19 protein-coding genes are annotated in these 20,611 nt (G+C 55.1%); 10 read left to right on the forward strand and 9 right to left on the reverse strand.

Going from position 1 to position 20,611, the window contains the following annotated elements; genetic code table 11:
* Nucleotides 1-17 precede the first annotated feature (17 nt).
* The 7 genes from gpmA to modE all read right to left on the reverse strand — a co-directional run bounded on the left by gpmA (nucleotide 18) and on the right by modE (nucleotide 7,790).
* Nucleotides 18-770: a 2,3-diphosphoglycerate-dependent phosphoglycerate mutase gene (gene gpmA, locus ACS603_RS19630; RefSeq protein ID WP_014069398.1), complete on the reverse strand. Its 753-nt coding sequence runs from the start codon at nucleotides 768-770 to the stop codon at nucleotides 18-20.
* A 228-nt stretch (nucleotides 771-998) separates the two neighbouring features.
* On the reverse strand, nucleotides 999-2,042 hold the full coding sequence (gene galM, locus ACS603_RS19635; RefSeq protein ID WP_474944748.1) for a galactose-1-epimerase: 1,044 nt from the start codon (nucleotides 2,040-2,042) through the stop codon (nucleotides 999-1,001).
* Nucleotides 2,036-3,184, reverse strand: a complete 1,149-nt coding sequence (gene galK / locus ACS603_RS19640) for a galactokinase (protein ID WP_182060071.1) — start codon at nucleotides 3,182-3,184, stop codon at nucleotides 2,036-2,038. Before galK ends, galM begins: the two co-directional genes overlap by 7 nt.
* A 5-nt stretch (nucleotides 3,185-3,189) precedes the next feature.
* Nucleotides 3,190-4,236, reverse strand: a complete 1,047-nt coding sequence (gene galT / locus ACS603_RS19645) for a galactose-1-phosphate uridylyltransferase (RefSeq protein ID WP_474944749.1) — start codon at nucleotides 4,234-4,236, stop codon at nucleotides 3,190-3,192.
* A 9-nt stretch (nucleotides 4,237-4,245) separates the two neighbouring features.
* The gene (gene galE / locus ACS603_RS19650) at nucleotides 4,246-5,262 is read right to left on the reverse strand and encodes a UDP-glucose 4-epimerase GalE (protein WP_182060073.1); all 1,017 of its coding nucleotides are present in this window, start codon (nucleotides 5,260-5,262) and stop codon (nucleotides 4,246-4,248) included.
* Between the two features lie 199 nt (nucleotides 5,263-5,461).
* Nucleotides 5,462-6,934 carry a molybdate ABC transporter ATP-binding protein ModF gene (gene modF, locus ACS603_RS19655; protein ID WP_474944750.1) on the reverse strand — a complete coding sequence of 491 codons (1,473 nt, stop codon included), beginning with the start codon at nucleotides 6,932-6,934 and terminating at the stop codon, nucleotides 5,462-5,464.
* Nucleotides 6,935-7,001: 67 nt separating this feature from the next.
* A complete protein-coding gene (gene modE / locus ACS603_RS19660) occupies nucleotides 7,002-7,790 on the reverse strand; it encodes a molybdenum-dependent transcriptional regulator (RefSeq protein ID WP_182060075.1) in 789 nt (262 codons plus the stop codon).
* A gap of 127 nt (nucleotides 7,791-7,917) precedes the next feature.
* On the opposite strand from modE, the gene ACS603_RS19665 reads away from it, so the two are divergent.
* The 4 genes from ACS603_RS19665 to modC all read left to right on the forward strand — a co-directional run bounded on the left by ACS603_RS19665 (nucleotide 7,918) and on the right by modC (nucleotide 10,769).
* Nucleotides 7,918-8,067: an AcrZ family multidrug efflux pump-associated protein gene (locus ACS603_RS19665; RefSeq protein WP_182060076.1), complete on the forward strand. Its 150-nt coding sequence runs from the start codon at nucleotides 7,918-7,920 to the stop codon at nucleotides 8,065-8,067.
* Nucleotides 8,068-8,245: 178 nt separating this feature from the next.
* Entirely contained in the window at nucleotides 8,246-9,019 is a 774-nt protein-coding gene (gene modA, locus ACS603_RS19670) for a molybdate ABC transporter substrate-binding protein (RefSeq protein WP_315688133.1), read from the forward strand.
* Nucleotides 9,019-9,708, forward strand: a complete 690-nt coding sequence (gene modB, locus ACS603_RS19675) for a molybdate ABC transporter permease subunit (RefSeq protein WP_014069407.1) — start codon at nucleotides 9,019-9,021, stop codon at nucleotides 9,706-9,708. Before modA ends, modB begins: the two co-directional genes overlap by 1 nt.
* 2 nt (nucleotides 9,709-9,710) lie before the next feature.
* Nucleotides 9,711-10,769 (forward strand): molybdenum ABC transporter ATP-binding protein ModC, encoded by a 1,059-nt coding sequence (modC, locus tag ACS603_RS19680; protein WP_315688135.1) that lies wholly within the window; start codon nucleotides 9,711-9,713, stop codon nucleotides 10,767-10,769.
* Here the strand turns inward: modC and ACS603_RS19685 are convergent, their stop codons facing one another.
* Nucleotides 10,770-11,588 (reverse strand): pyridoxal phosphatase, encoded by an 819-nt coding sequence (locus ACS603_RS19685; RefSeq protein WP_315688136.1) that lies wholly within the window; start codon nucleotides 11,586-11,588, stop codon nucleotides 10,770-10,772. It abuts the gene before it with no gap.
* A gap of 140 nt (nucleotides 11,589-11,728) precedes the next feature.
* Here ACS603_RS19685 and pgl point away from each other — a divergent pair, with 140 nt between their 5' ends.
* A complete protein-coding gene (gene pgl, locus ACS603_RS19690) occupies nucleotides 11,729-12,724 on the forward strand; it encodes a 6-phosphogluconolactonase (protein WP_315688137.1) in 996 nt (331 codons plus the stop codon).
* 103 nt (nucleotides 12,725-12,827) lie between these two features.
* Here the strand turns inward: pgl and ACS603_RS19695 are convergent, their stop codons facing one another.
* The gene (locus ACS603_RS19695) at nucleotides 12,828-14,111 is read right to left on the reverse strand and encodes a putative acyl-CoA thioester hydrolase (RefSeq protein ID WP_315688138.1); all 1,284 of its coding nucleotides are present in this window, start codon (nucleotides 14,109-14,111) and stop codon (nucleotides 12,828-12,830) included.
* 224 nt (nucleotides 14,112-14,335) lie between these two features.
* On the opposite strand from ACS603_RS19695, the gene hutI reads away from it, so the two are divergent.
* From hutI to hutH, 5 genes are all read left to right on the forward strand, one after another.
* Nucleotides 14,336-15,559: an imidazolonepropionase gene (hutI, locus tag ACS603_RS19700; protein ID WP_474944751.1), complete on the forward strand. Its 1,224-nt coding sequence runs from the start codon at nucleotides 14,336-14,338 to the stop codon at nucleotides 15,557-15,559.
* The gene (hutG, locus tag ACS603_RS19705; RefSeq protein ID WP_474944752.1) at nucleotides 15,556-16,494 is read left to right on the forward strand and encodes a formimidoylglutamase; all 939 of its coding nucleotides are present in this window, start codon (nucleotides 15,556-15,558) and stop codon (nucleotides 16,492-16,494) included. Before hutI ends, hutG begins: the two co-directional genes overlap by 4 nt.
* A 19-nt stretch (nucleotides 16,495-16,513) precedes the next feature.
* Complete coding sequence (locus ACS603_RS19710) at nucleotides 16,514-17,248, forward strand: histidine utilization repressor (protein ID WP_182060084.1); 735 nt, start codon at nucleotides 16,514-16,516, stop codon at nucleotides 17,246-17,248.
* 136 nt (nucleotides 17,249-17,384) lie between these two features.
* Nucleotides 17,385-19,070: a urocanate hydratase gene (gene hutU, locus ACS603_RS19715; RefSeq protein WP_182060085.1), complete on the forward strand. Its 1,686-nt coding sequence runs from the start codon at nucleotides 17,385-17,387 to the stop codon at nucleotides 19,068-19,070.
* Nucleotides 19,070-20,590 carry a histidine ammonia-lyase gene (gene hutH / locus ACS603_RS19720; RefSeq protein WP_474944753.1) on the forward strand — a complete coding sequence of 507 codons (1,521 nt, stop codon included), beginning with the start codon at nucleotides 19,070-19,072 and terminating at the stop codon, nucleotides 20,588-20,590. The genes hutU and hutH overlap by 1 nt, the downstream gene beginning before the upstream one ends.
* Nucleotides 20,591-20,611: the final 21 nt, after the last annotated feature.

Genomic DNA, 20,611 nt, shown 5'->3' on the forward strand with positions numbered 1-20,611 from the left:
TTTATGTCTGGCGAAAATTACTTCGCTTTACCCTGGTTCGCTACTGCCGCCGCTTTTGCAGCGATTTCATCAGCGTTACCCAGATAGTAGTGTTTGATTGGTTTGAAGTTTTCGTCGAACTCGTACACCAGCGGCACGCCAGTTGGGATGTTCAGTTCGAGGATCTCATCTTCACCCATGTTATCCAGGAATTTCACCAGCGCGCGCAGGGAGTTACCGTGAGCTGCGATGATAACGCGCTCACCGCTTTTCAGGCGTGGCAGAATGGTTTCGTTCCAGTAAGGCACAACGCGGTCGATGGTCAGCGCCAGGCTTTCGGTCTGTGGCAGTTCAGCATCGGTCAGTTTTGCGTAGCGCGGATCGTGGCCCGGGTAACGCTCGTCATCTTTGGTCAGCTCTGGTGGAGTTACCGCGAAGCCACGACGCCACTGTTTAACTTGCTCGTCACCGTATTTCTCAGCGGTTTCAGCTTTGTTCAGGCCTTGCAGGGCACCGTAGTGACGCTCGTTCAGTTTCCAGGATTTCTCAACTGGCAGCCATGCCTGATCCAGCTCGTCCAGGACGTTCCACAGAGTGTGGATGGCACGTTTCAGCACAGAGGTGTAAGCAAAATCAAAGCTGAAGCCTTCTTCCTTCAGCAGTTTACCCGCCGCTTTCGCTTCGCTTACGCCTTTTTCGGACAGGTCAACATCGTACCAACCGGTAAAGCGGTTTTCGTTGTTCCACTGGCTTTCGCCGTGGCGCACCAGAACCAGCTTAGTAATAGCCATCTCTTACTCCTCAAGCATTTTGAATGATAACAATTCTCATTATATTGCCGTGGCCATGCCAGCGGCAACGCTTAACCATAACCATAGCGAAAATAGTCTCTCAGTGTAAGATGCTTGTGAATCCAGGGTTATGATTTTGTCTATGAGTGGCGCTATTTTCAGCAAGATGGGCAAAAAAAGCCCTCATGGCGAGGGCTCTGCTTTTATACTGCCGGATGACACCTGGTGTTATGCGTGAGGGATAAAATGATATTCCGTTACGCTAACGTACTCTTCACCCGGGCGCAGCACGCAGTCTGGCTGCGGCCATTCTGTATGGTTAGGGCTGTCCGGGAGGAACTCGCTTTCCAGCGCCAGACCCTGCCAGTCGCTGTACTCGTTATGTGTGCGGGCTGGCGTGCCGCCGAGGTAGTTGCCCGAATAAAATTGCAGGGCAGGGGCCGTGGTATAGACCGTCATCTGCAACTTTTCATCCGCTGACCAGACGTGGGCTGCAGGCTGCTTCACGTCGCCTTTTGCCTGTAACAGGAAAGCGTGATCGTAACCTTTCACTCTGCGCTGATCGTCATCGCTCAGGAAATCCTGAGCGACAGATTTTGTCGCGCGGAAATCAAAGCTGGTGCCGCTCACCGATTTCAGGCCCTGATGCGGGATACCCATCTCATCGACCGGCAAATAGTCATCCGCCAGCAGCTGAAGCTTATGCTGGCGAACATCGCACTGGTTACCGTCGAGATTGAAATACGCGTGATTAGTCATATTGACCGGGCAGGCTTTATCGGTCGTTGCGCGGTACTCAATCGCAATACGGTTATCTTCCGTCAGGGTAAAACGTGCCGTGGCGGCGAGATTACCCGGGAAGCCCTGATCGCCATCGGGGGAGTCCAGCGAGAACAGCACTTCGCCATCATTCTGCCGAACAATCTGCCAGCGGCGTTTATCAAATCCTTCCGGCCCACCGTGCAGCTGGTTTTCGCCCTGGCTTGACAGCAGCGGATAGCTCACGCCATCAAGTTCAAAACGGCTTTTGGCGATGCGGTTGGCGTAACGGCCCACGGATGCGCCGAGATAGGCCGCCTGAGTGATGTATTGTTCCGGCGATGCGCAGCCGAGCAGAGTTTCACGCACGCTGCCATCAGGCATAGGCACACGTGCGGAGAGTAATGTTGCGCCCCAGTCCATCAGCGTAACCACCATCCCTGCGCTGTTGCGCAGGGTTAACAGGCGATACGGCAGACCATCCGGTGCGAGGGTTGGCGTTTCGTTTAGCACTGTCCCGCTCCTTGCGTTGCTTTACACACATAGAAGGTTTCTTTGATGCCGGTTTTGGCTTCGTATTGTTTTGCTACTGCATCCTGAACGGCCGGAACCAGCTCTTCAGGAATCAGCGCCACGATGCAGCCGCCAAAACCGCCGCCAGTCATGCGCACGCCGCCTTTATCACCGATGGTGGCTTTAACAATCTCAACCAGCGTGTCAATTTGCGGCACGGTGATTTCGAAATCATCGCGCATAGAGGCATGAGATTCGGCCATCAGCTCACCCATGCGTTTCAAATCGCCTTTTGCCAGCGCTGAAGCGGCTTCAACCGTACGGGCGTTTTCCGTCAGTACGTGGCGAACGCGTTTAGCCACCACCGGATCAAGCTCATGGGCAACTTTGTTGAATTCATTGATTGAAACGTCGCGCAGGGCAGTCTGCTGGAAGAAACGCGCGCCGGTTTCACACTGCTCACGACGGGTGTTGTACTCGCTGCCTACCAGGGTACGCTTGAAGTTACTGTTGATGATAACGACCGCCGCGCCCTTTGGCAGCGGAACCGCTTTGCTTCCCAGCGAGCGACAGTCAATCAGCAGCGCGTGTTCTTTCTTGCCGAGGGCAGAAATCAGCTGGTCCATAATGCCGCAGTTGCAGCCAACGAACTGGTTTTCTGCTTCCTGGCCATTCAGCGCGATTTGTGCGCCGTCCAGCGGCAGATGGTAAAGCTGCTGGAACACAGTACCTACCGCCACTTCCAGCGAAGCCGACGAGCTCAGCCCGGCACCCTGCGGAACGTTACCGCTGATCACCAGATCGGCGCCGCCGAAGTTTTTATTGCGCTTTTGCAGATGCTTAACAACGCCGCGCACGTAGTTCGACCATTGCTGTGTATCGTGCGCAATAATCGGGGCATCAAGAGAGAATTCGTCGGTCTGGTTGTCATAATCTGCCGCTACCACGCGAACCTTGCGGTCATCACGTTTAGCGCAGCTGATCACCGTCTGGTAATCAATGGCGCAGGGCAGCACGAAACCGTCGTTATAATCTGTGTGTTCGCCAATCAGGTTAACGCGGCCAGGCGCCTGAATAACGTGGGTGGCAGGGTAGCCAAATGCTTCAGCAAACAGGGATTGTGTTTTATCTTTCAGACTCATTTTTTTTAGACTCCTGATTCGCGATAGTGGACGTCGCTAACGGCACGCAGACGTTCTGCTGCCTGTTCTGCCGTCAGGTCACGCTGGGTTTCTGCCAGCATTTCGTAGCCCACCATAAATTTACGTACCGTCGCGGAACGCAGCAGCGGCGGATAGAAATGGGCATGTAACTGCCAGTGTTGGTTTTCTTCACCGTTAAACGGCGCGCCGTGCCAGCCCATCGAGTAAGGGAAGGAACACTGGAACAGGTTGTCGTAGCGGCTGGTCAGTTTTTTCAGCGCCAGCGCCAGGTCATCGCGCTGCGCATCGCTGAGGTCGGTAATGCGTTGCACATGTGCTTTTGGCAGCAGCAGCGTTTCAAACGGCCAGGCAGCCCAGTAGGGTACAACGGCCAGCCAGTGCTCGGTTTCGACTACGGTACGGCTGCCATCTGCCAGCTCGCGTTGGGTGTAATCCACCAGCATTGGCGAGCCATTCTGCGCGTAATACACTCTTTGCAGACGGTCTTCGCGTTCGGCTTCATTTGGCAGGAAGCTGTTTGCCCAAATCTGGCCGTGCGGGTGCGGGTTAGAGCAGCCCATCGCCGCACCTTTGTTTTCAAACACCTGCACCCAGGGATAGGTTTGGCCTAACTCTGCGGTCTGTGTCTGCCAGGTGCTCACCACCTCTTTCAGAGCCTCGATGCTCAGTTCCGGCAGCGTTTTGCTGTGATCGGGCGAGAAGCAGATCACGCGGCTGGTGCCACGTGCGCTTTCGCAACGCATCAGCGGATCCTGGCTTTCCGGGGCATCCGGGGTGTCGGTCATCAGGGCCGCAAAATCGTTGGTGAAAACGTATGTGCCCTTGTATTCCGGGTTGGTATCGCCCGTGACGCGTGTGTTGCCCGGACACAGAAAACAATCTGGATCATGCTGAGGCAGCGTCTGTTTTGCAGGCGTTTCTTGCGCCCCCTGCCAGGGGCGCTTAGCGCGATGTGGTGAAACCAAAATCCATTGCCCGCTGAGCGGGTTAAAACGACGATGTGGGTGATCGACGGGATTGAATTGCGTCATGACAAATCCTTAATTCGGATAGCCCTGCGGATGGCGTGACTGCCAGTGCCAGGTATCCTGTGCCATTTCATCGAGCGTGCGCGTTACACGCCAGTTAAGCTCTTTATCGGCTTTGGTTGCGTCTGCCCAGTAAGCCGGAAGGTCGCCATCGCGGCGGGGGGCGAAGTGATAATTCACCGGCTTGCCACACGCTTTGCTGAAGGCATTAACCACATCCAGCACGCTGCTTCCGACACCCGCGCCAAGGTTGTAAATATGCACACCCGGTTTGTCTGCCAGCTGCTGCATCGCCGCAACGTGACCATCGGCCAGGTCCATGACATGAATATAGTCACGCACGCCGGTGCCATCTTCGGTTGGATAATCGTTACCAAAAATCGCCAGTGAATCGCGACGGCCAACGGCCACCTGCGCGATATACGGCATCAGGTTATTTGGAATGCCCTGCGGGTCTTCACCCATATCGCCTGATGGATGCGCGCCAACCGGGTTGAAGTAACGCAGCAGGGCGATGCTCCAGTCAGGCTGCGCTTTTTGCAGGTCGGTCAGGATCTGTTCCACCATCAGCTTGCTTTTGCCATACGGGCTTTGCGGCGTACCGGTAGGGAAGCTTTCGGCATAAGGGATTTTTGGCTGATCGCCATATACGGTAGCTGACGAGCTGAAGATAAAGTTTTTAACGTTTGCCGCGCGCATGGCTGAAATTAAGCACAGCGTACCGTTGACGTTGTTGTCGTAATACTCAAGCGGTTTTGCGACCGATTCGCCAACTGCTTTCAGACCCGCGAAGTGAATCACGGTTTCAATGGCGTGGTCGTGAAGGATTTCAGTCATCAACGCTTCGTTGCGAATATCGCCTTCGACGAATGTAGGTTGTTTGCCGCCAAGACGTTCAATCACAGGCAGCACACTGCGCTTACTATTGCACAGGTTGTCGAGGATGATGACATCATGACCGTTTTGCAGCAGCTGCACGCAGGTATGACTACCGATGTAACCGCTACCACCTGTTACCAGAACTCGCATATTTCGCTCCATTGGGCTTATGGTATGAATTAACCATAGCATAACAGAGACGCGAAAAGTGTGACATGGGATAAAATAGTGGAATCGTTTACACTAATCATCGCACCTTAATTTTGAATGGACGGTAGCATTCTAGATCAAAGAGATAACGTTGTAATGTTGCAGGTAATCTGAAAAGCGGGGGCAGAGCCCCCTTTGATTAATCGATTTTGCTCAGGAGATAGCGATAGCACTCACCATCCGGGATGAATTCCAGGCGGTGGGTAATGCAGGAAGGGGCATCTTCGGCGTGATGTGAAACAAACAACAGCTGGGTTTCACCTTCCCCGATCAGTACATCCACAAAGCGTCTAATCAACTGGCGATTGAGCGGATCAAGCCCCTGGAGCGGTTCGTCGAGAATCAACAAAGTTGGGTGTTTCACCAGCGCACGGACGATAAGCGCCAGCCGCTGCTGCCCCCACGACAGGCTATGAAACGGCGCGTCAGCGACCCGGTTATCCATACCCAGAATATCCAGCCACTGTTGCGCCAGCTTGTGCTGTTTGTCCGAAACCGCCTGATAAATGCCGATGGAATCGAAGAACCCCGACAAAATGACGTTACGCACCGTGGTACTGACACGGTAGTCCAGATGCAAACTACTACTAACGTAGCCAATATGCTTTTTGATGTCCCAGATGGTTTCGCCGCTTCCGCGACGACGGCCAAACAGGGTGAGATTGTTACTGTAACCCTGCGGATGATCGCCGGTTATCAGGCTCAGCAGCGTCGATTTCCCCGCTCCGTTAGGGCCAGTAATCTGCCAGTGATCGCCTGGGTTTACCGTCCAGCTCAGCTGGTTAAGGATAGGGCGATCGTTATAAGAAACCACACCGTTATGTAACACAATGCGCGGCTGGTGGGGATCTAAGCCGTGGCGGGCAGAAGGGGCGTCGGGCTCCGGAAGCGAAATGCCGTCCAGCTTTTCACTGTGCGCCAGCTGCGCAATCAGTGCCTGCTCCAGTAATGCGACTTTTTCACCGGTTTCGATCAGGCTACAGTCGGCTAAGACACCAGCATGCTGCACAAAATCCGGGATTTCATCAAAGCGGTTAAGCACCAGAACCAGGGTGTAACCTTGCTGATTGAGCTTTTCCAGCAGGGCTGCCAGCTGGGCACGGGATTGCACATCCAGCCCGTCGAAGGGTTCATCCAGGATCAGCAGTTCCGGCTCGCTCATCAGCGCCTGACACAGCAGCGTTTTTCGCGTCTCGCCGGTTGAAAGATATTTAAAACGTCTGTCCAGGAGGGCGGTGATGCCGAATTGTTCGGCCAGATGCTGACAGCGTGCGCTGTCTTTTATTTCATCCTGGATTATCTCTGCCGTGGTGCGACCGGTATCTTCTTCACCTGGGCTGAGTAAGTCGGTGTTGTTACGTTGCCACTCATCGCTGACCAGCTTTTGCAGTTGCTCAAACGAGAGGCGAGTCAGGCGTGTAAAACCGCACTGACGCTCACCTTTAAGCTGAGTTAGCTCGCCTGCCAGCGCGCGTGCCAGGGCGGATTTACCGCTACCGTTTGTGCCGACAAAGGCCCAGCTTTCACCTGCGCGTAACGTTAAATCAGGAAGCGCCAGCGTTCGGGTATCGCTAAGACGAAACGTGCCTTGCGAAATATGCAATGATGACATGATTTATCCCATTTTTTGCAGCAATAAGCGTCAGGGATACGCACAGACGGCACGCTTGTCAATGCGCTTAGCATAATGTTGCGATAATCACCCGGTCTGCGTTGAAATATGCGGTGACGACAGCACCTTCTTCTAACTCATCCGCGTCGATGACCGGCACCGTGGCACACAGAATTTGCCCATCCGGTAACGTCATGAGCACCTCACACTGCTCCTCGCCGCGTTCAATGTGGCTGATTGCGCCGTGCAGTTGGTTATCGGCGTGTTTTGCCAGGTCAGGGTCGCGCGTGATGCTGACCCAGGGAGCTTTCAATAACACCAGAACTTCTTTGCCTTCATCCAGCCCGAGACGCTCTCCGCTTTGCGCGGTGATGGCCGCTTTCAGACGCGTAGCGCCGTCAGCCAGCAGGATCTCGATATGCTGCTGCACCTGCGAGTTGTCTCTTGCCGTTACGGTACCAAACCACTGGTTGCGGGCACTGGTCTGGAGCGAGAAACGGGAAATGGCGGCCAACAGGCTGTCCAGCGGAACGTTGTCGTCGTCACTTAAAACATCGAAAGCTTTTTGCTGTATCTGTGCCAGCAGATCGTAAAGCTGGATCAGACGTTGACCGTAGCGGGTCAGTACTGCTCCGCCACCGCCCTTACCGCCAGTCGCTCTGTCGACCAGTGTCTGCTCACTCAGGGTGTTCATCTCATTGATGGCATCCCAGGCGCTTTTGTAGCTGATACCCGCGTTTTTTGCCCCCTGGCTAATTGAGCCAGTTTGCTCTATTTGTTTAAGCAGGGCGATACGTCGCGGATCGGCGAAAAGCTTCTGCTGAAGTCGTAGGGTGAGGAGAATTTCGGCCTGCATAACAATGTCCTGGCAAAAAGTGTATTGTGACCCAAATGCCCCAGCGGGCAAAGAGCACCGCACAAAAGGGGATGTTTTTCTCACTTTTCAGGGTAGAATAAGACGTTCACAATGTCTGGAGAAAACCATGTTAGAGTTGTTGAAAAGTCTGGTATTCGCCGTGTTCATGGTACCAGTGGTGATGGCTCTCATCCTCGGTGCTATCTACGGCCTGGGTGAAGTGTTCAACGTGTTTTCGAACATCGGTCATAAAGACCAGCCTAAAAAGCAGCATTGATTCCCTACAAAACGCCCGGTCAGCCCGGGCGTTTTGCTCTCAAGTTTCTTCCTTTCACGCCGATATTATTCACAACATCGGGTGAGTTTACTCATTAATCGGTACGATTTATCGCTAGGATATCCCGACAGTTGTCGTTATATTCATATGTATATAACGAAACTCACAGGAGCTACAGATGGCACGTACATGGTTACGCCTTTTTGCAGGGGCAACACTGACACTTTCTCTGGCAGGCCACGCACTGGCTGAAGAAGGTAAAATCACGGTCTTTGCAGCGGCGTCTCTGACTAACGCGATGCAGGATATTGCGGCGGAATACAAAAAAGAGAAGAACGTTGAGGTTGTCTCCTCTTTCGCATCCTCTTCTACGCTGGCGCGACAGATTGAAGCCGGTGCGCCTGCCGATCTGTTCATTTCTGCTGACCAGAAATGGATGGACTACGCGGCAGAGAAAAAATCTATCGATACGGCAACCCGTGCAACTTTGCTGGGTAACAGCCTGGTTGTTGTGGCACCAAAGGCCAGCGCGCAGGCTGAAATCGCCATCAACAAAGAGACAGACTGGACTCGCCTTCTGAACGGTGGCCGTCTGGCGGTGGGCGATCCTGAGCACGTACCTGCGGGTATTTATGCCAAAGAAGCCCTGCAAAAACTGGGCGCGTGGGAGACGTTATCCCCTAAACTGGCACCGGCGGAAGACGTGCGCGGCGCACTGGCGCTGGTGGAACGCAACGAAGCACCGCTGGGTATTGTTTACGGCTCTGATGCTGTGGTCAGTAAAGGTGTAAAAGTGGTTGGTACGTTCCCGGAAGATTCCCACAAGAAAGTGGAATATCCTGTTGCTGTGGTTGATGGACATAAAAATGCGACAGTCAGCGCCTTCTACGACTACCTGAAGGGCCCGCAGGCGTCTGCAATCTTTAAACGTTACGGATTTACGACTCACTAATGATATTGACCGATCCTGAATGGCAGGCCGTGCTGCTGAGCCTTAAAGTCTCTTCCCTGGCCGTTGTGCTGAGTTTGCCTTTTGGGATCTTCTTTGCCTGGTTACTGGTTCGCTGTAAGTTTCCAGGCAAAGCCCTGCTCGACAGTATTCTTCATCTTCCTCTCGTTTTACCCCCGGTTGTGGTGGGCTATCTGTTGCTGATTGCGATGGGGCGGCGCGGTTTTATCGGCGAAAGGCTCTATGACTGGTTTGGCCTGACGTTTGCGTTTAGCTGGCGCGGGGCGGTACTGGCGGCGGCAGTGATGTCCTTCCCGCTGATGGTGCGGGCAATTCGCCTGGCGCTGGAAGGTGTTGATCTCAAACTTGAACAGGCGGCACGTACGTTAGGCGCAGGTCGCTGGCGCGTGTTTCTGACCATTACCTTACCGCTCACGCTGCCGGGCATTATCGTCGGTACCGTGCTGGCCTTTGCCCGTTCACTGGGCGAGTTCGGGGCGACCATAACTTTTGTGTCAAACATCCCGGGCGAAACGCGCACCATTCCATCGGCTATGTATACCCTTATTCAGACGCCTGGCGGTGAAAGCGCGGCGGCAAGACTTTGTATTATCTCTATTGTTCTGGCGCTGGTTTCACTGCTGGTTTCAGAATGGCTGGCGCGTATCAGCCGTGAACGGATGGGGAAATAACCATGCTGGAGCTGAATTTCACCCAGACGCTGGGCGACCATTGCCTGACGCTGAACGAGACCCTGCCGGCGAGCGGCATTACGGCTATTTTTGGCGTCTCTGGCGCGGGGAAAACCTCGCTGATTAACGCCATTAGCGGTCTGACTCGCCCTCAGTCAGGTCGTATCGTATTGAATAAGCGCGTCTTAAATGACGTGGAAAACAAAATTTACCTGTCACCGGATAAACGGCGCATCGGTTACGTTTTCCAGGATGCAAGGTTATTCCCGCACTACAGCGTGCGCGGTAATTTGCGTTACGGCATGGCGAAAAGCATGGCCGGGCAGTTTGAGAAGCTCGTTGCGTTGTTGGGCATTGAACAACTGCTCGACCGCCTTCCGTCTTCGCTTTCTGGCGGTGAGAAACAGCGTGTTGCCATTGGGCGTGCATTACTGACCGCACCGGAATTACTGTTGCTGGATGAGCCGCTGGCATCGCTGGATATCCCGCGTAAGCGCGAACTGCTGCCGTATCTGCAACGCCTGGCCCGCGAAATTAATATCCCGATGCTCTACGTCAGCCATTCGCTTGATGAAATTCTGCATCTGGCAGACAAAGTGCTGGTGCTGGAAAACGGCAGTGTGAAAGCGTTTGGCAATCTGGAAGAGGTGTGGGGCAGCAGCGTCATGCATCCGTGGCTGCCGAAAGAGCAACAGAGCAGTATCCTGAAGGTCAGTGTGCTGGAGCATCATCCGCACTACGCAATGACCGCGCTGGCGCTCGGCGATCAGCATTTGTGGGTCAATAGGATTGATAAACCGCTTCAGTCTGCGTTGCGTATTCGCATTCAGGCCTCGGATGTCTCTCTGGTGCTGCAACCACCTCTGCAAACCAGCATTCGTAATATTCTGCGCGCCAAAGTGGCTCAGTGTTTTGATGATAACGGCCAGGTGGAAGTGCAACTCGAGGTTGGCAGCAAAACGCTGTGGGCGCGTATCAGCCCGTGGGCCAGAGATGAGTTGGGGATCAAACCTGGCCTGTGGCTTTACGCGCAAATCAAGAGTGTCTCGATCACCACCTGATCACAGCAGGTGGGTATAGATATACTGCGCAATGCTGTCGGTGGTGTTGTCGCCAATTACCACGTTGGCGCGCGCTTTAATGGCGTCATCGGCATTGCCCATCGCCACGCCAGTGCCTGCGGCTTCCAGCATACTGATGTCGTTATAGTTGTCGCCAAAAGCAATCACGTTCTGCATTGACCAGCCCTGAGACTCCACATACTGCGTCAGACGTTTGCCTTTGCTGTTGCCTTTGCGGGCAATATCCACCTGATCGTGCCATGACCATTCGCATTCCAGACCGAGCGTCTGCTCGACGTGTTTTGCAAAGCCGTTCAGTTTGGTGGTGTCTTCGTCCGTCAGGGCGAATTTCCAGATAGCGTCAACATCCGCAGCCGCCTGGCGCAAAGAGGCAACCTGAGTAAAGACCGGACGCTGTGCTTCAGGCAACGATAACGCCCAGTTGCTGGTACGGATAACGTGGCCTGTTGGGCGTTCATACACCATCGCGTCATCTACATACATCAGGCCATGAATGTTGTGTTCATCCAGCAAATCAATCAATTGCAGCGCCTGAGGAACAGGCAGTGGATCAGACTCCAGAACCTTTTTCGCCTGATAATCATACAAATAAGTGCCATTACAACAAATTGCAGGTGTATCTAACGCCAGTGCCTGATAAAAAGGATGAATGGCAACGTGATGTCGACCCGTTACGATCAGGAGTTGATATCCCGCTTCTTTTGCACGCTTTAGCGCATCGAGAGAAGAGGGCAGCAGGGTTTTTTGAGGGGTAAGCAGTGTACCGTCTAAATCCAGTGCAATCACACGCGAGGTCATTTGTTCTTCCGGGTTAATATTGAATTTAAGGTCTTAGGGGATGGTACACCGAGTGAAGATCGCTGCAAAATTCCTGGCTAAAATTCAGCATTCACCGTTAAAAATAATCACTTTCACGCGCAGTGAGGAAAGGAGTATTCATGAAACAAACCGTTTATACCGCCAGTCCTGAAAGCCAGCAGATCCATGTCTGGCGTTTGAATGCAGAAGGTTCACTCACGCTGGTTCAGGTTGTTGATGTTCCCGGACAAGTTCAGCCGATGGTCGTCAGCCCGGATAAACGTTTTCTCTATGTTGGCGTGCGCCCTGAATTTCGCGTACTGGCTTACCGCATCGCCCCGGATGATGGCGCGCTGACCTTCACCGCCGAAGCTCCGCTGCCGGGTAGCCCAACCCATATCTCGACCGATCACAAAGGTAACTTCGTGTTCAGCGGCTCCTATAACTCCGGCTGCGTCAGTGTGACGCGTCTGGAAGATGGCATCCCGATTGAAACTGTCGATGTGGTCGAAGGACTGGAAGGGTGCCACTCTGCCAATATCACCCCGGACAACCGCACGCTGTGGGTTCCTGCGCTGAAGCAGGATCGCATTTGCCTGTTTACCCTGAGTGACGATGGTCACCTGGTTACGCAAAACCCGGCTGAAGTGACGACCGTTGAGGGCGCAGGCCCACGTCACATGGTGTTCCATCCCAATCAACAGTACGCCTATGTGGTGAACGAGCTGAACAGTTCTGTGGATGTGTGGGAGCTGAAAGATCCAAACGGCGAGATTGAGTGCGTACAGACACTGGATATGATGCCGTCAGACTTCTCCGACACTCGCTGGGCTGCGGATATCCACATTACACCGGATGGCCGTCATCTCTACGCCTGTGACCGCACCTCAAGCCTGATTACCGTGTTCAGCATCTCTGAAGACGGCAGCGTGCTGGCGATTGAAGGCTTCCAGCCAACGGAAACCCAGCCACGCGGTTTTAATATCGACCACAGCGGGAAATACCTGATTGCGGCGGGACAAAAATCCCATCACATTGCGCTGTATGAAATCAAAGGTGAGCAGGGCTTGCTGGAAGAGAAGGGGCGTTATGCCGTAGGCCAGGGGCCAATGTGGGTTGTCGTTAACGCACACTAAGCGGTGTAAAACAAAAAACCTCGCCGATGCGAGGTTTTTTTTTATGCCCAGTGAATGGGTTTCGTAGGCCGGGTAAGGCGAAGCCGCCACCCGGCAAAACAGATTACTGCTTCGGCTCTGCAACCACTTTGCTACCCAGACCGCGGTTGTTGTATTCCCACATGCGGTTGAAGTTAGCGTCGTTCAGGTTGCGCTGCACGTTGCCTTTATCATCCACAGCACCGGTGTTGCCGGAGAATGGACGTTTAGACACTGCGGCGTCTGCCCACGGTTTTGCCGTGTTGAAACCTTCGTTGATCACGCTGTCGCGGATAACAACCTGGCCGTTGGTGGCAGAGTCCACATCCAGAGAGCGACCCAACTGCGCAACGCCATTACCGGACGCGGTGAAGCGGCTGTTCACCGCCAGGAAGCCGTAGAACAGGCTGGACTGTGTTGCCGGCGCGAACACATAACCTTCCTGCTGTGTACGGGAGTTCACTACGCGGAATTCAGTGTTATTAAACACCACGGCGCCACGACCAGAAACGAGGTCTACATCGCCTTCAACGTAGCTGTTGGTGACCAGAGTACGGGTCAGACGGTTATTCACAATCGTGTTCTGTACACCGCTGTTGGTCACGAAGAAGGTGTTCTGACGACCCAGAATGTTCACGTTATTAATCTGAACCTGATCGCCATCACTGCGCAGTGCAACCGCCTGATGAGTACCAGCATCCACGCTATCACCCAGGGTGTTTTGAATGGTCAGGTTCTGCAACTGAAGGCCGTTGTTCTGCGACCAGAATACCGCAGAGCACATCATACCCACGGTCGCGGTACGTTTGCTCTGGCAGTTATCGAACATATACCACGCAGGTTTGCCCGGCATATATTTCCCGGCCGGGTTCACCAGACGACGCCAGGTGTTGCTGTCGATTTCGGAGTCAATCGCCAGACCAATTTTCACGTCGATGGCTTTTTCACCCGTGCCGTACAGGGTAATGCTGCCTGGCGCGGCAGGCACATAAACGGTGCCTTCGTATTCGCCTGGCAGGATCGCGATGTACTGGCGGGATGCGCTGTGTTTGGTGATTGCTGCGTCAACTGCTGCCTGAATAGAGGTATGCGTGACACCCTGCGTACCTGCCGGGCCGACAACAAAATCAGGCTGTTTAGGCAGGTTGATTGGCGACGGGCTCCACGGTGCCCCATTTGGGTCCATTGCTGTGAAGTAGCGCGCCTGGCTGAAGTTTTTCGCTTCATCAGCAGACAGTACCGGACGAGATGCGGTGCCCGGTGCAACCTGCTCAGAAGGCTGCTGGTCCGGTGGGGTTGAGCTACATGCGGATAATGTCACGCCAAAGGCGAGTGCTAACGCCAGACGGGAAATCCTGGAAATGTTCAAGGTAAAGCTCCTGGGTATGCAAGTCTTAACGAGATAGACGAAATAGCCTGCTTTTTTATACTAAGTTGAGCGAAACGGGAAGTTTAAATGGTAAAAAGTTGCATTTTTCGCCCAGCGGATGCGGGAAAGTAATCACAAATAAATAACATTTTCCGTAAAGGCGGTTGACAGCGGCAAACAGATGAAAATAAATGTCTATACAACCCATGACAAGTGGAAGCCCCATGCAGCAGCTTCATCCCGACGATGTTATCTGGCGTAATGCGCGACTGGCGACAATGGATCCAGACCATTCCGCCCCTTATGGACTGACTGAACACTGTGCGTTAGTGGTCCGCGGCCGGACGATCCTGGCCGTGATCCCCGAAGCAGACATCCCTCACGGGCACGCTAACAGCAAGGATTTAGCGGGAAGGCTGGTTACGCCGGGGCTTATCGACTGCCATACCCATCTGGTATTTGGCGGCGATCGCGCGGCGGAATGGGAGCAGCGGTTGAACGGTGTCTCTTATCAAACCATAAGCGCGCAGGGCGGCGGGATTAACGCCACCGTGACCGCAACCCGCAACAGCACCCCGGAAGCGTTACTGAAGCTTGCTCAGCAGCGCCTACAACGGCTGATGAATGAAGGCGTGACAACCCTTGAAATCAAGTCAGGATACGGTCTGAATGCCGAAGCCGAAGAGAAAATGTTGCAGGTGGCGCGCCAGCTCGGCCATAAAAATCCGGTGGAAATTAGCCCGACGCTGCTTGCGGCTCATGCGGTGCCCGCAGAATACCGGCATGACCCGGATGCCTATCTCACGCTGGTGTGCGAGCAGATAATGCCTGCCCTGTGGCAAAAAGGGTTGTTCGAATCGGTAGACGTTTTTTGTGAAAACGTCGGATTCACCCCAGCGCAAACCGAGCGGGTATTCCAGGCCGCGCTCGCGCTGGGTATTCCGGTGAAAGGGCATGTCGAGCAGCTTTCTAATCTCGGCGGCGCGGCGTTGGTCAGCCGTTACCAGGGGCTTTCCGCCGATCATATTGAATATCTTGATGAGGCCGGGGTTCAGGCGATGGCAGAAAGCGGCACTGTTGCAGTACTGCTACCCGGTGCTTTCTATTTCCTCCAGGAGCGCCAGCGCCCGCCGGTTGAACAGCTCAGAAAACAGGGTGTTGTTATGGCGGTCGCCACCGACTACAACCCCGGGACCAGCCCGTTTGCCAGCCTGCATCTGGCGATGAATATGGCCTGTGTCCAGTTTGGCCTGACCCCCGAAGAAGCCTGGGCTGGTGTGACGCGACATGCCGCATGCGCACTCGGACGTGGTGCAACACACGGGCAGTTAAAGGCAGGTTTTGTGGCTGACTTTATCGTCTGGGATGCGAAGCACCCTGTCGAAATGGTGTATGAACCTGGGCGTAACCCGCTGTATCAACGTATCTTTCGTGGGGAGGTAATATGACGTTATGGCGGCCCGTTTCTGAACAGGTCTGGCAGGGGCGCGATGACAGCGCAGAGGCCAGCAATGCCACACGCATTTTCCAGACCATCCGGCAGCAGGCGCAGTTTGCGCCCGAATCCTCAGGTATTGCGCTGCTGGGCTTCGGGTGTGATGAAGGCGTAAAACGCAACCACGGCAGACCGGGTGCCGTGCAGGCTCCCGATGTCCTGCGCAAAGCGCTGGCAAATATGGCCAGCCATCAGGGGCATGACCGGCTTGTGGATATGGGCACGATTGATGTCGAGGGTGAAGCGCTTGAAGCCGCGCAGCGGGCGTTAAGTGACGCGGTTACAGCCTGCCAGCGTGCCGGGATGCATACGCTTGTTTTTGGCGGCGGGCATGAAACCGCCTGGGCGCACGGGCGCGGCGTACTGGATGCCTTCCCGCATGAGCGTGTGGCCATTATTAACCTTGATGCCCATCTTGATCTGCGCAAGGCAGAACGTGCCACCTCCGGCACGCCGTTTCGTCAGCTTGCGCACTACTGTGCTGAACAGTCTCGCGCGTTTCAGTATGCCTGTTTTGGCGTAAGCCGGGCGGCAAATACTCAGGCGTTGTGGGATGAAGCCGAACGGCTGAACGTGACGCTGGTTGAAGATCTCCATTTCCGTCGCGACGCGTTGTCCGCGCTTGAGGAGGTTCTGGCCCGGGCAGACAACGTTTATCTGACCATCGATCTTGATGTGTTGCCCGCCGGTGAGATGCCCGCCGTATCAGCTCCTGCGGCGTTAGGTATTCCTGCGCTGGACTTGTTGCCGGTCATCGAGCGCATCTGCCGCAGCGGAAAACTGCGGGCGGCAGATTTAGTTGAATTTAATCCACATTACGACCGGGACGGTCAGGGGGCGAAACTCGCCGCCCGTCTGGCCTGGCAAATTGCTCACTGGTGGGCATAACACAGGTTAAGGAGTCACCATGTTTTCACGCTCACCTCAGACCCAACCGAGCCCGCCTGCGCCGTTTTACGAAAAGGTGAAGCAGGCGATCAGCGAAAAAATTGCCAGTGGCGTATGGCGCCCACACGACCGTATACCGTCAGAGGCTGAGCTGGTGGCGCAGTTTGGTTTTAGCCGTATGACCATCAACCGCGCGCTGCGCGAGCTGACCGATGAAGGCTTGCTGGTGCGCCTGCAAGGGGTGGGGACCTTTGTGGCTGAACCAAAAGGACAATCGGCCCTGTTTGAAATCCGCAGTATTGCCGATGAGATTGCAGCGCGTAACCATCAGCACCATTGCGAAGTGCTGGTGCTTGAAGAAACCCAGGCCAGTGCCGAACAGGCTCTGGAGCTGAACGTCAAAGAGGGGACGCGGGTTTTCCATTCGATAATGGTCCACTTTGAAAATGATGTTCCGGTGCAGATTGAGGATCGCTGCGTCAATGCGCTGAGCGTGCCCGAATATCTTGAACAGGATTATACCCGCACCACACCGCACGCGTATTTGTCGCTGGTGGCACCGCTCACGGAAGGGGAGCATATCGTGGAAGCAGTGCGCGCTACACAGCAGGAGTGGGAACTGCTGCGGATTAAAGAGCACGATCCCTGCCTGCTTATCCGCCGCCGAACCTGGTCATCGTCCCAGATAGTGTCACACGCCAGGCTGCTGTTCCCGGGAGATCGTTACCGGTTGCAGGGCCATTTTATGTCCTGAGGGTCATAAGAAGTAAAAGCGTGATAGCTAACTCAATATAACAAAATTGTATCTTTTTTGTTAAAACCATCCTTGTGTGTGCTTGTCTATACAAGTATATCTATTTGTATCATCTGTCCCGTATGAGGAGCACACAATGTCGTCAGGTAAATACCGCCAGCAGGATGTCCGCGCCGCGCGTGGCACCACGCTCACTGCAAAAAGCTGGCTCACCGAAGCACCGCTGCGCATGTTGATGAACAACCTTGATCCTGAGGTCGCAGAAAATCCCCATGAGTTAGTGGTCTACGGCGGCATTGGCCGTGCTGCGCGCAACTGGGAGTGCTACGACGCCATTGTAGAAGCCCTGACTCAACTGGAGAACGACGAAACTCTGCTGGTGCAATCCGGCAAACCGGTCGGCGTATTCAAAACCCACAAAAACGCGCCGCGCGTGCTGATTGCAAACTCAAACCTGGTGCCACACTGGGCGACCTGGGAACACTTCAACGAGCTGGACGCGAAAGGGCTGGCGATGTACGGCCAGATGACCGCAGGTAGCTGGATCTATATTGGCAGTCAGGGGATTGTGCAGGGAACCTATGAAACCTTCGTTGAGGCCGGTCGCCAGCACTATAACGGCTCGCTGAAAGGCCGTTGGGTACTGACTGCGGGTTTAGGCGGAATGGGCGGTGCACAGCCGCTGGCCGCAACGCTTGCTGGTGCCTGTTCCCTGAACATTGAATGCCAGCAGAGCCGCATCGATTTCCGTCTGCGTACCCGCTATGTCGATGAACAGGCCGAAAACCTTGATGACGCGCTGGCGCGCATTAAAAAATACACCGCTGAAGGTAAAGCTGTGTCGATTGCCCTGTGCGGTAACGCGGCGGATATCCTCCCGGAACTGGTGGCTCGCGGCGTTCGCCCTGATTTAGTCACCGACCAGACCAGCGCCCACGATCCGCTGCACGGCTATCTGCCTAAAGGCTGGACGTGGGAAGCCTATCAGCAAAAAGCCGAAACCGACCCGGAAGGCACGGTGCTTGCGGCAAAACAATCCATGGCAGAGCATGTGAGCGCGATGCTGGCGTTCAGCAAGATGGGCATCCCAACCTTCGATTACGGCAACAACATCCGCCAGATGGCCAAAGAGATGGGGGTTGCCAACGCTTTTGATTTCCCGGGCTTCGTACCTGCCTATATCCGCCCGCTGTTCTGTCGCGGTATTGGCCCATTCCGCTGGGTTGCCCTGTCCGGCGACCCGGAAGATATCTACAAAACGGATGCGAAGGTCAAAGAGATTGTTGCAGACGACGAACACCTGCATCACTGGCTGGATATGGCCCGCGAACGCATTAACTTCCAGGGCTTACCGGCGCGTATCTGCTGGGTAGGGCTGGAATGGCGCCAGAAGCTGGGCCTGGCGTTTAACGAAATGGTGCGCAGCGGTGAAGTCTCCGCGCCGATTGTTATCGGACGCGACCACCTCGATTCCGGTTCGGTCGCCAGCCCTAACCGTGAAACCGAAGCCATGCGTGACGGTTCGGATGCGGTATCCGACTGGCCATTACTGAATGCGTTACTGAACACTGCCAGCGGTGCAACCTGGGTATCGCTGCACCACGGCGGCGGCGTAGGAATGGGCTTCTCCCAGCATTCGGGGATGGTCATTGTCTGCGACGGTACTGACGAAGCGGCCGCGCGTATCGCTCGCGTGCTGCATAACGACCCGGCAACCGGCGTGATGCGACATGCGGATGCGGGTTATGAGATAGCGGTTGAATGTGCCAAAGAGCAGGGGCTAAACCTGCCGATGATCCCTGCCACACAAGGAAAGCTTTAATGAACGCTCTTACACTCACCCCCGGCTCACTGACGCTAAAACAGCTGCGTAACGTCTGGCGTCACCCGGTGACACTGGCGCTGGATGAAAGCGCCCATCGCGCAATTAACGACAGCGTTGCCTGCGTCGAGGCCATTGTGGCCGAAGGGCGCACCGCGTACGGTATCAACACCGGATTTGGCCTGTTAGCCCAGACGCGTATTGCGACTCACGATCTGGAAAACCTGCAACGTTCGCTGGTGCTTTCCCATGCGGCGGGCGTTGGGCAGCCGCTGGATGATGAGATTGTCCGTCTGATGATGGTGCTCAAAATCAACAGCCTGGCGCGTGGTTTTTCCGGCATCCGACTGAGCGTTATCCAGGCGCTGATGGCGCTGGTGAATGCCGACGTCTATCCGTGGATCCCGGCGAAAGGCTCTGTGGGCGCCTCCGGCGACCTGGCTCCCCTGGCGCATATGTCTTTGCTGCTGCTGGGTGAAGGCAAGGCGCGCTGGCAGGGAGAGTGGTTACCTGCGAAAGAGGCGCTGAAAAAAGCGGGTCTGGCGCCGATTACGTTGGCGGCGAAAGAAGGCCTGGCGCTGCTCAATGGGACGCAGGCATCCACTGCATTTGCCCTGCGCGGCCTGTTTGAAGCCGAAGATCTGTTTGCCTCGGCGGTGGTGTGCGGTGCCCTGACCACCGAAGCTGTGCTCGGCTCACGTCGTCCGTTTGATGCTCGTATTCACGAGGTGCGCGGTCAGCGTGGGCAGATTGATGCCGCTGCGATGTACCGTCATTTACTCACGGATACCAGCGACATCGCCGAGTCTCACCATAACTGTGACAAGGTGCAGGATCCGTATTCCCTGCGCTGCCAGCCACAGGTGATGGGGGCGTGTCTGACACAACTACGTCAGGCGGCAGAGGTATTGCTGGTGGAAGCCAACGCGGTGTCGGATAACCCGCTGGTGTTTGCCCAGGAAAACGAAGTGGTGTCCGGTGGTAACTTCCACGCTGAGCCTGTGGCAATGGCAGCAGATAACATTGCGCTGGCGATTGCCGAAGTGGGGGCGTTATCTGAACGCCGTATCGCGCTGATGATGGACAAACATATGTCTCAGTTGCCACCGTTCCTGGTGCGTAACGGCGGGGTGAACTCGGGCTTTATGATTGCCCAGGTGACGGCCGCGGCGCTGGCAAGTGAGAACAAAGCGCTGTCGCATCCGCACAGCGTGGACAGCCTGCCGACATCGGCAAACCAGGAAGATCACGTTTCGATGGCTCCGGCTGCCGGGCGTCGTCTGTGGGAAATGGCTTCTAACACCCGTGGAGTACTGGCGGTTGAGTGGCTGGCGGCCTGTCAGGGAGTTGACCTGCGTGAAGGGCTGAAATCCAGTGCGTTACTGGAGCAGGCACGCCATGTTCTGCGCGAGCATGTCACGCATTACGATGACGACCGTTTCTTTGCCCCGGATATTGATAAGGCGATGCAGCTTCTTGAAGAAGGGCGGCTGGTGGGATTGTTACCGTCGGTGCTGTAATTGTTTGCCCGGTGGCACTGC

This window comes from Enterobacter sp. Li2LvB3, from assembly GCF_056156645.1.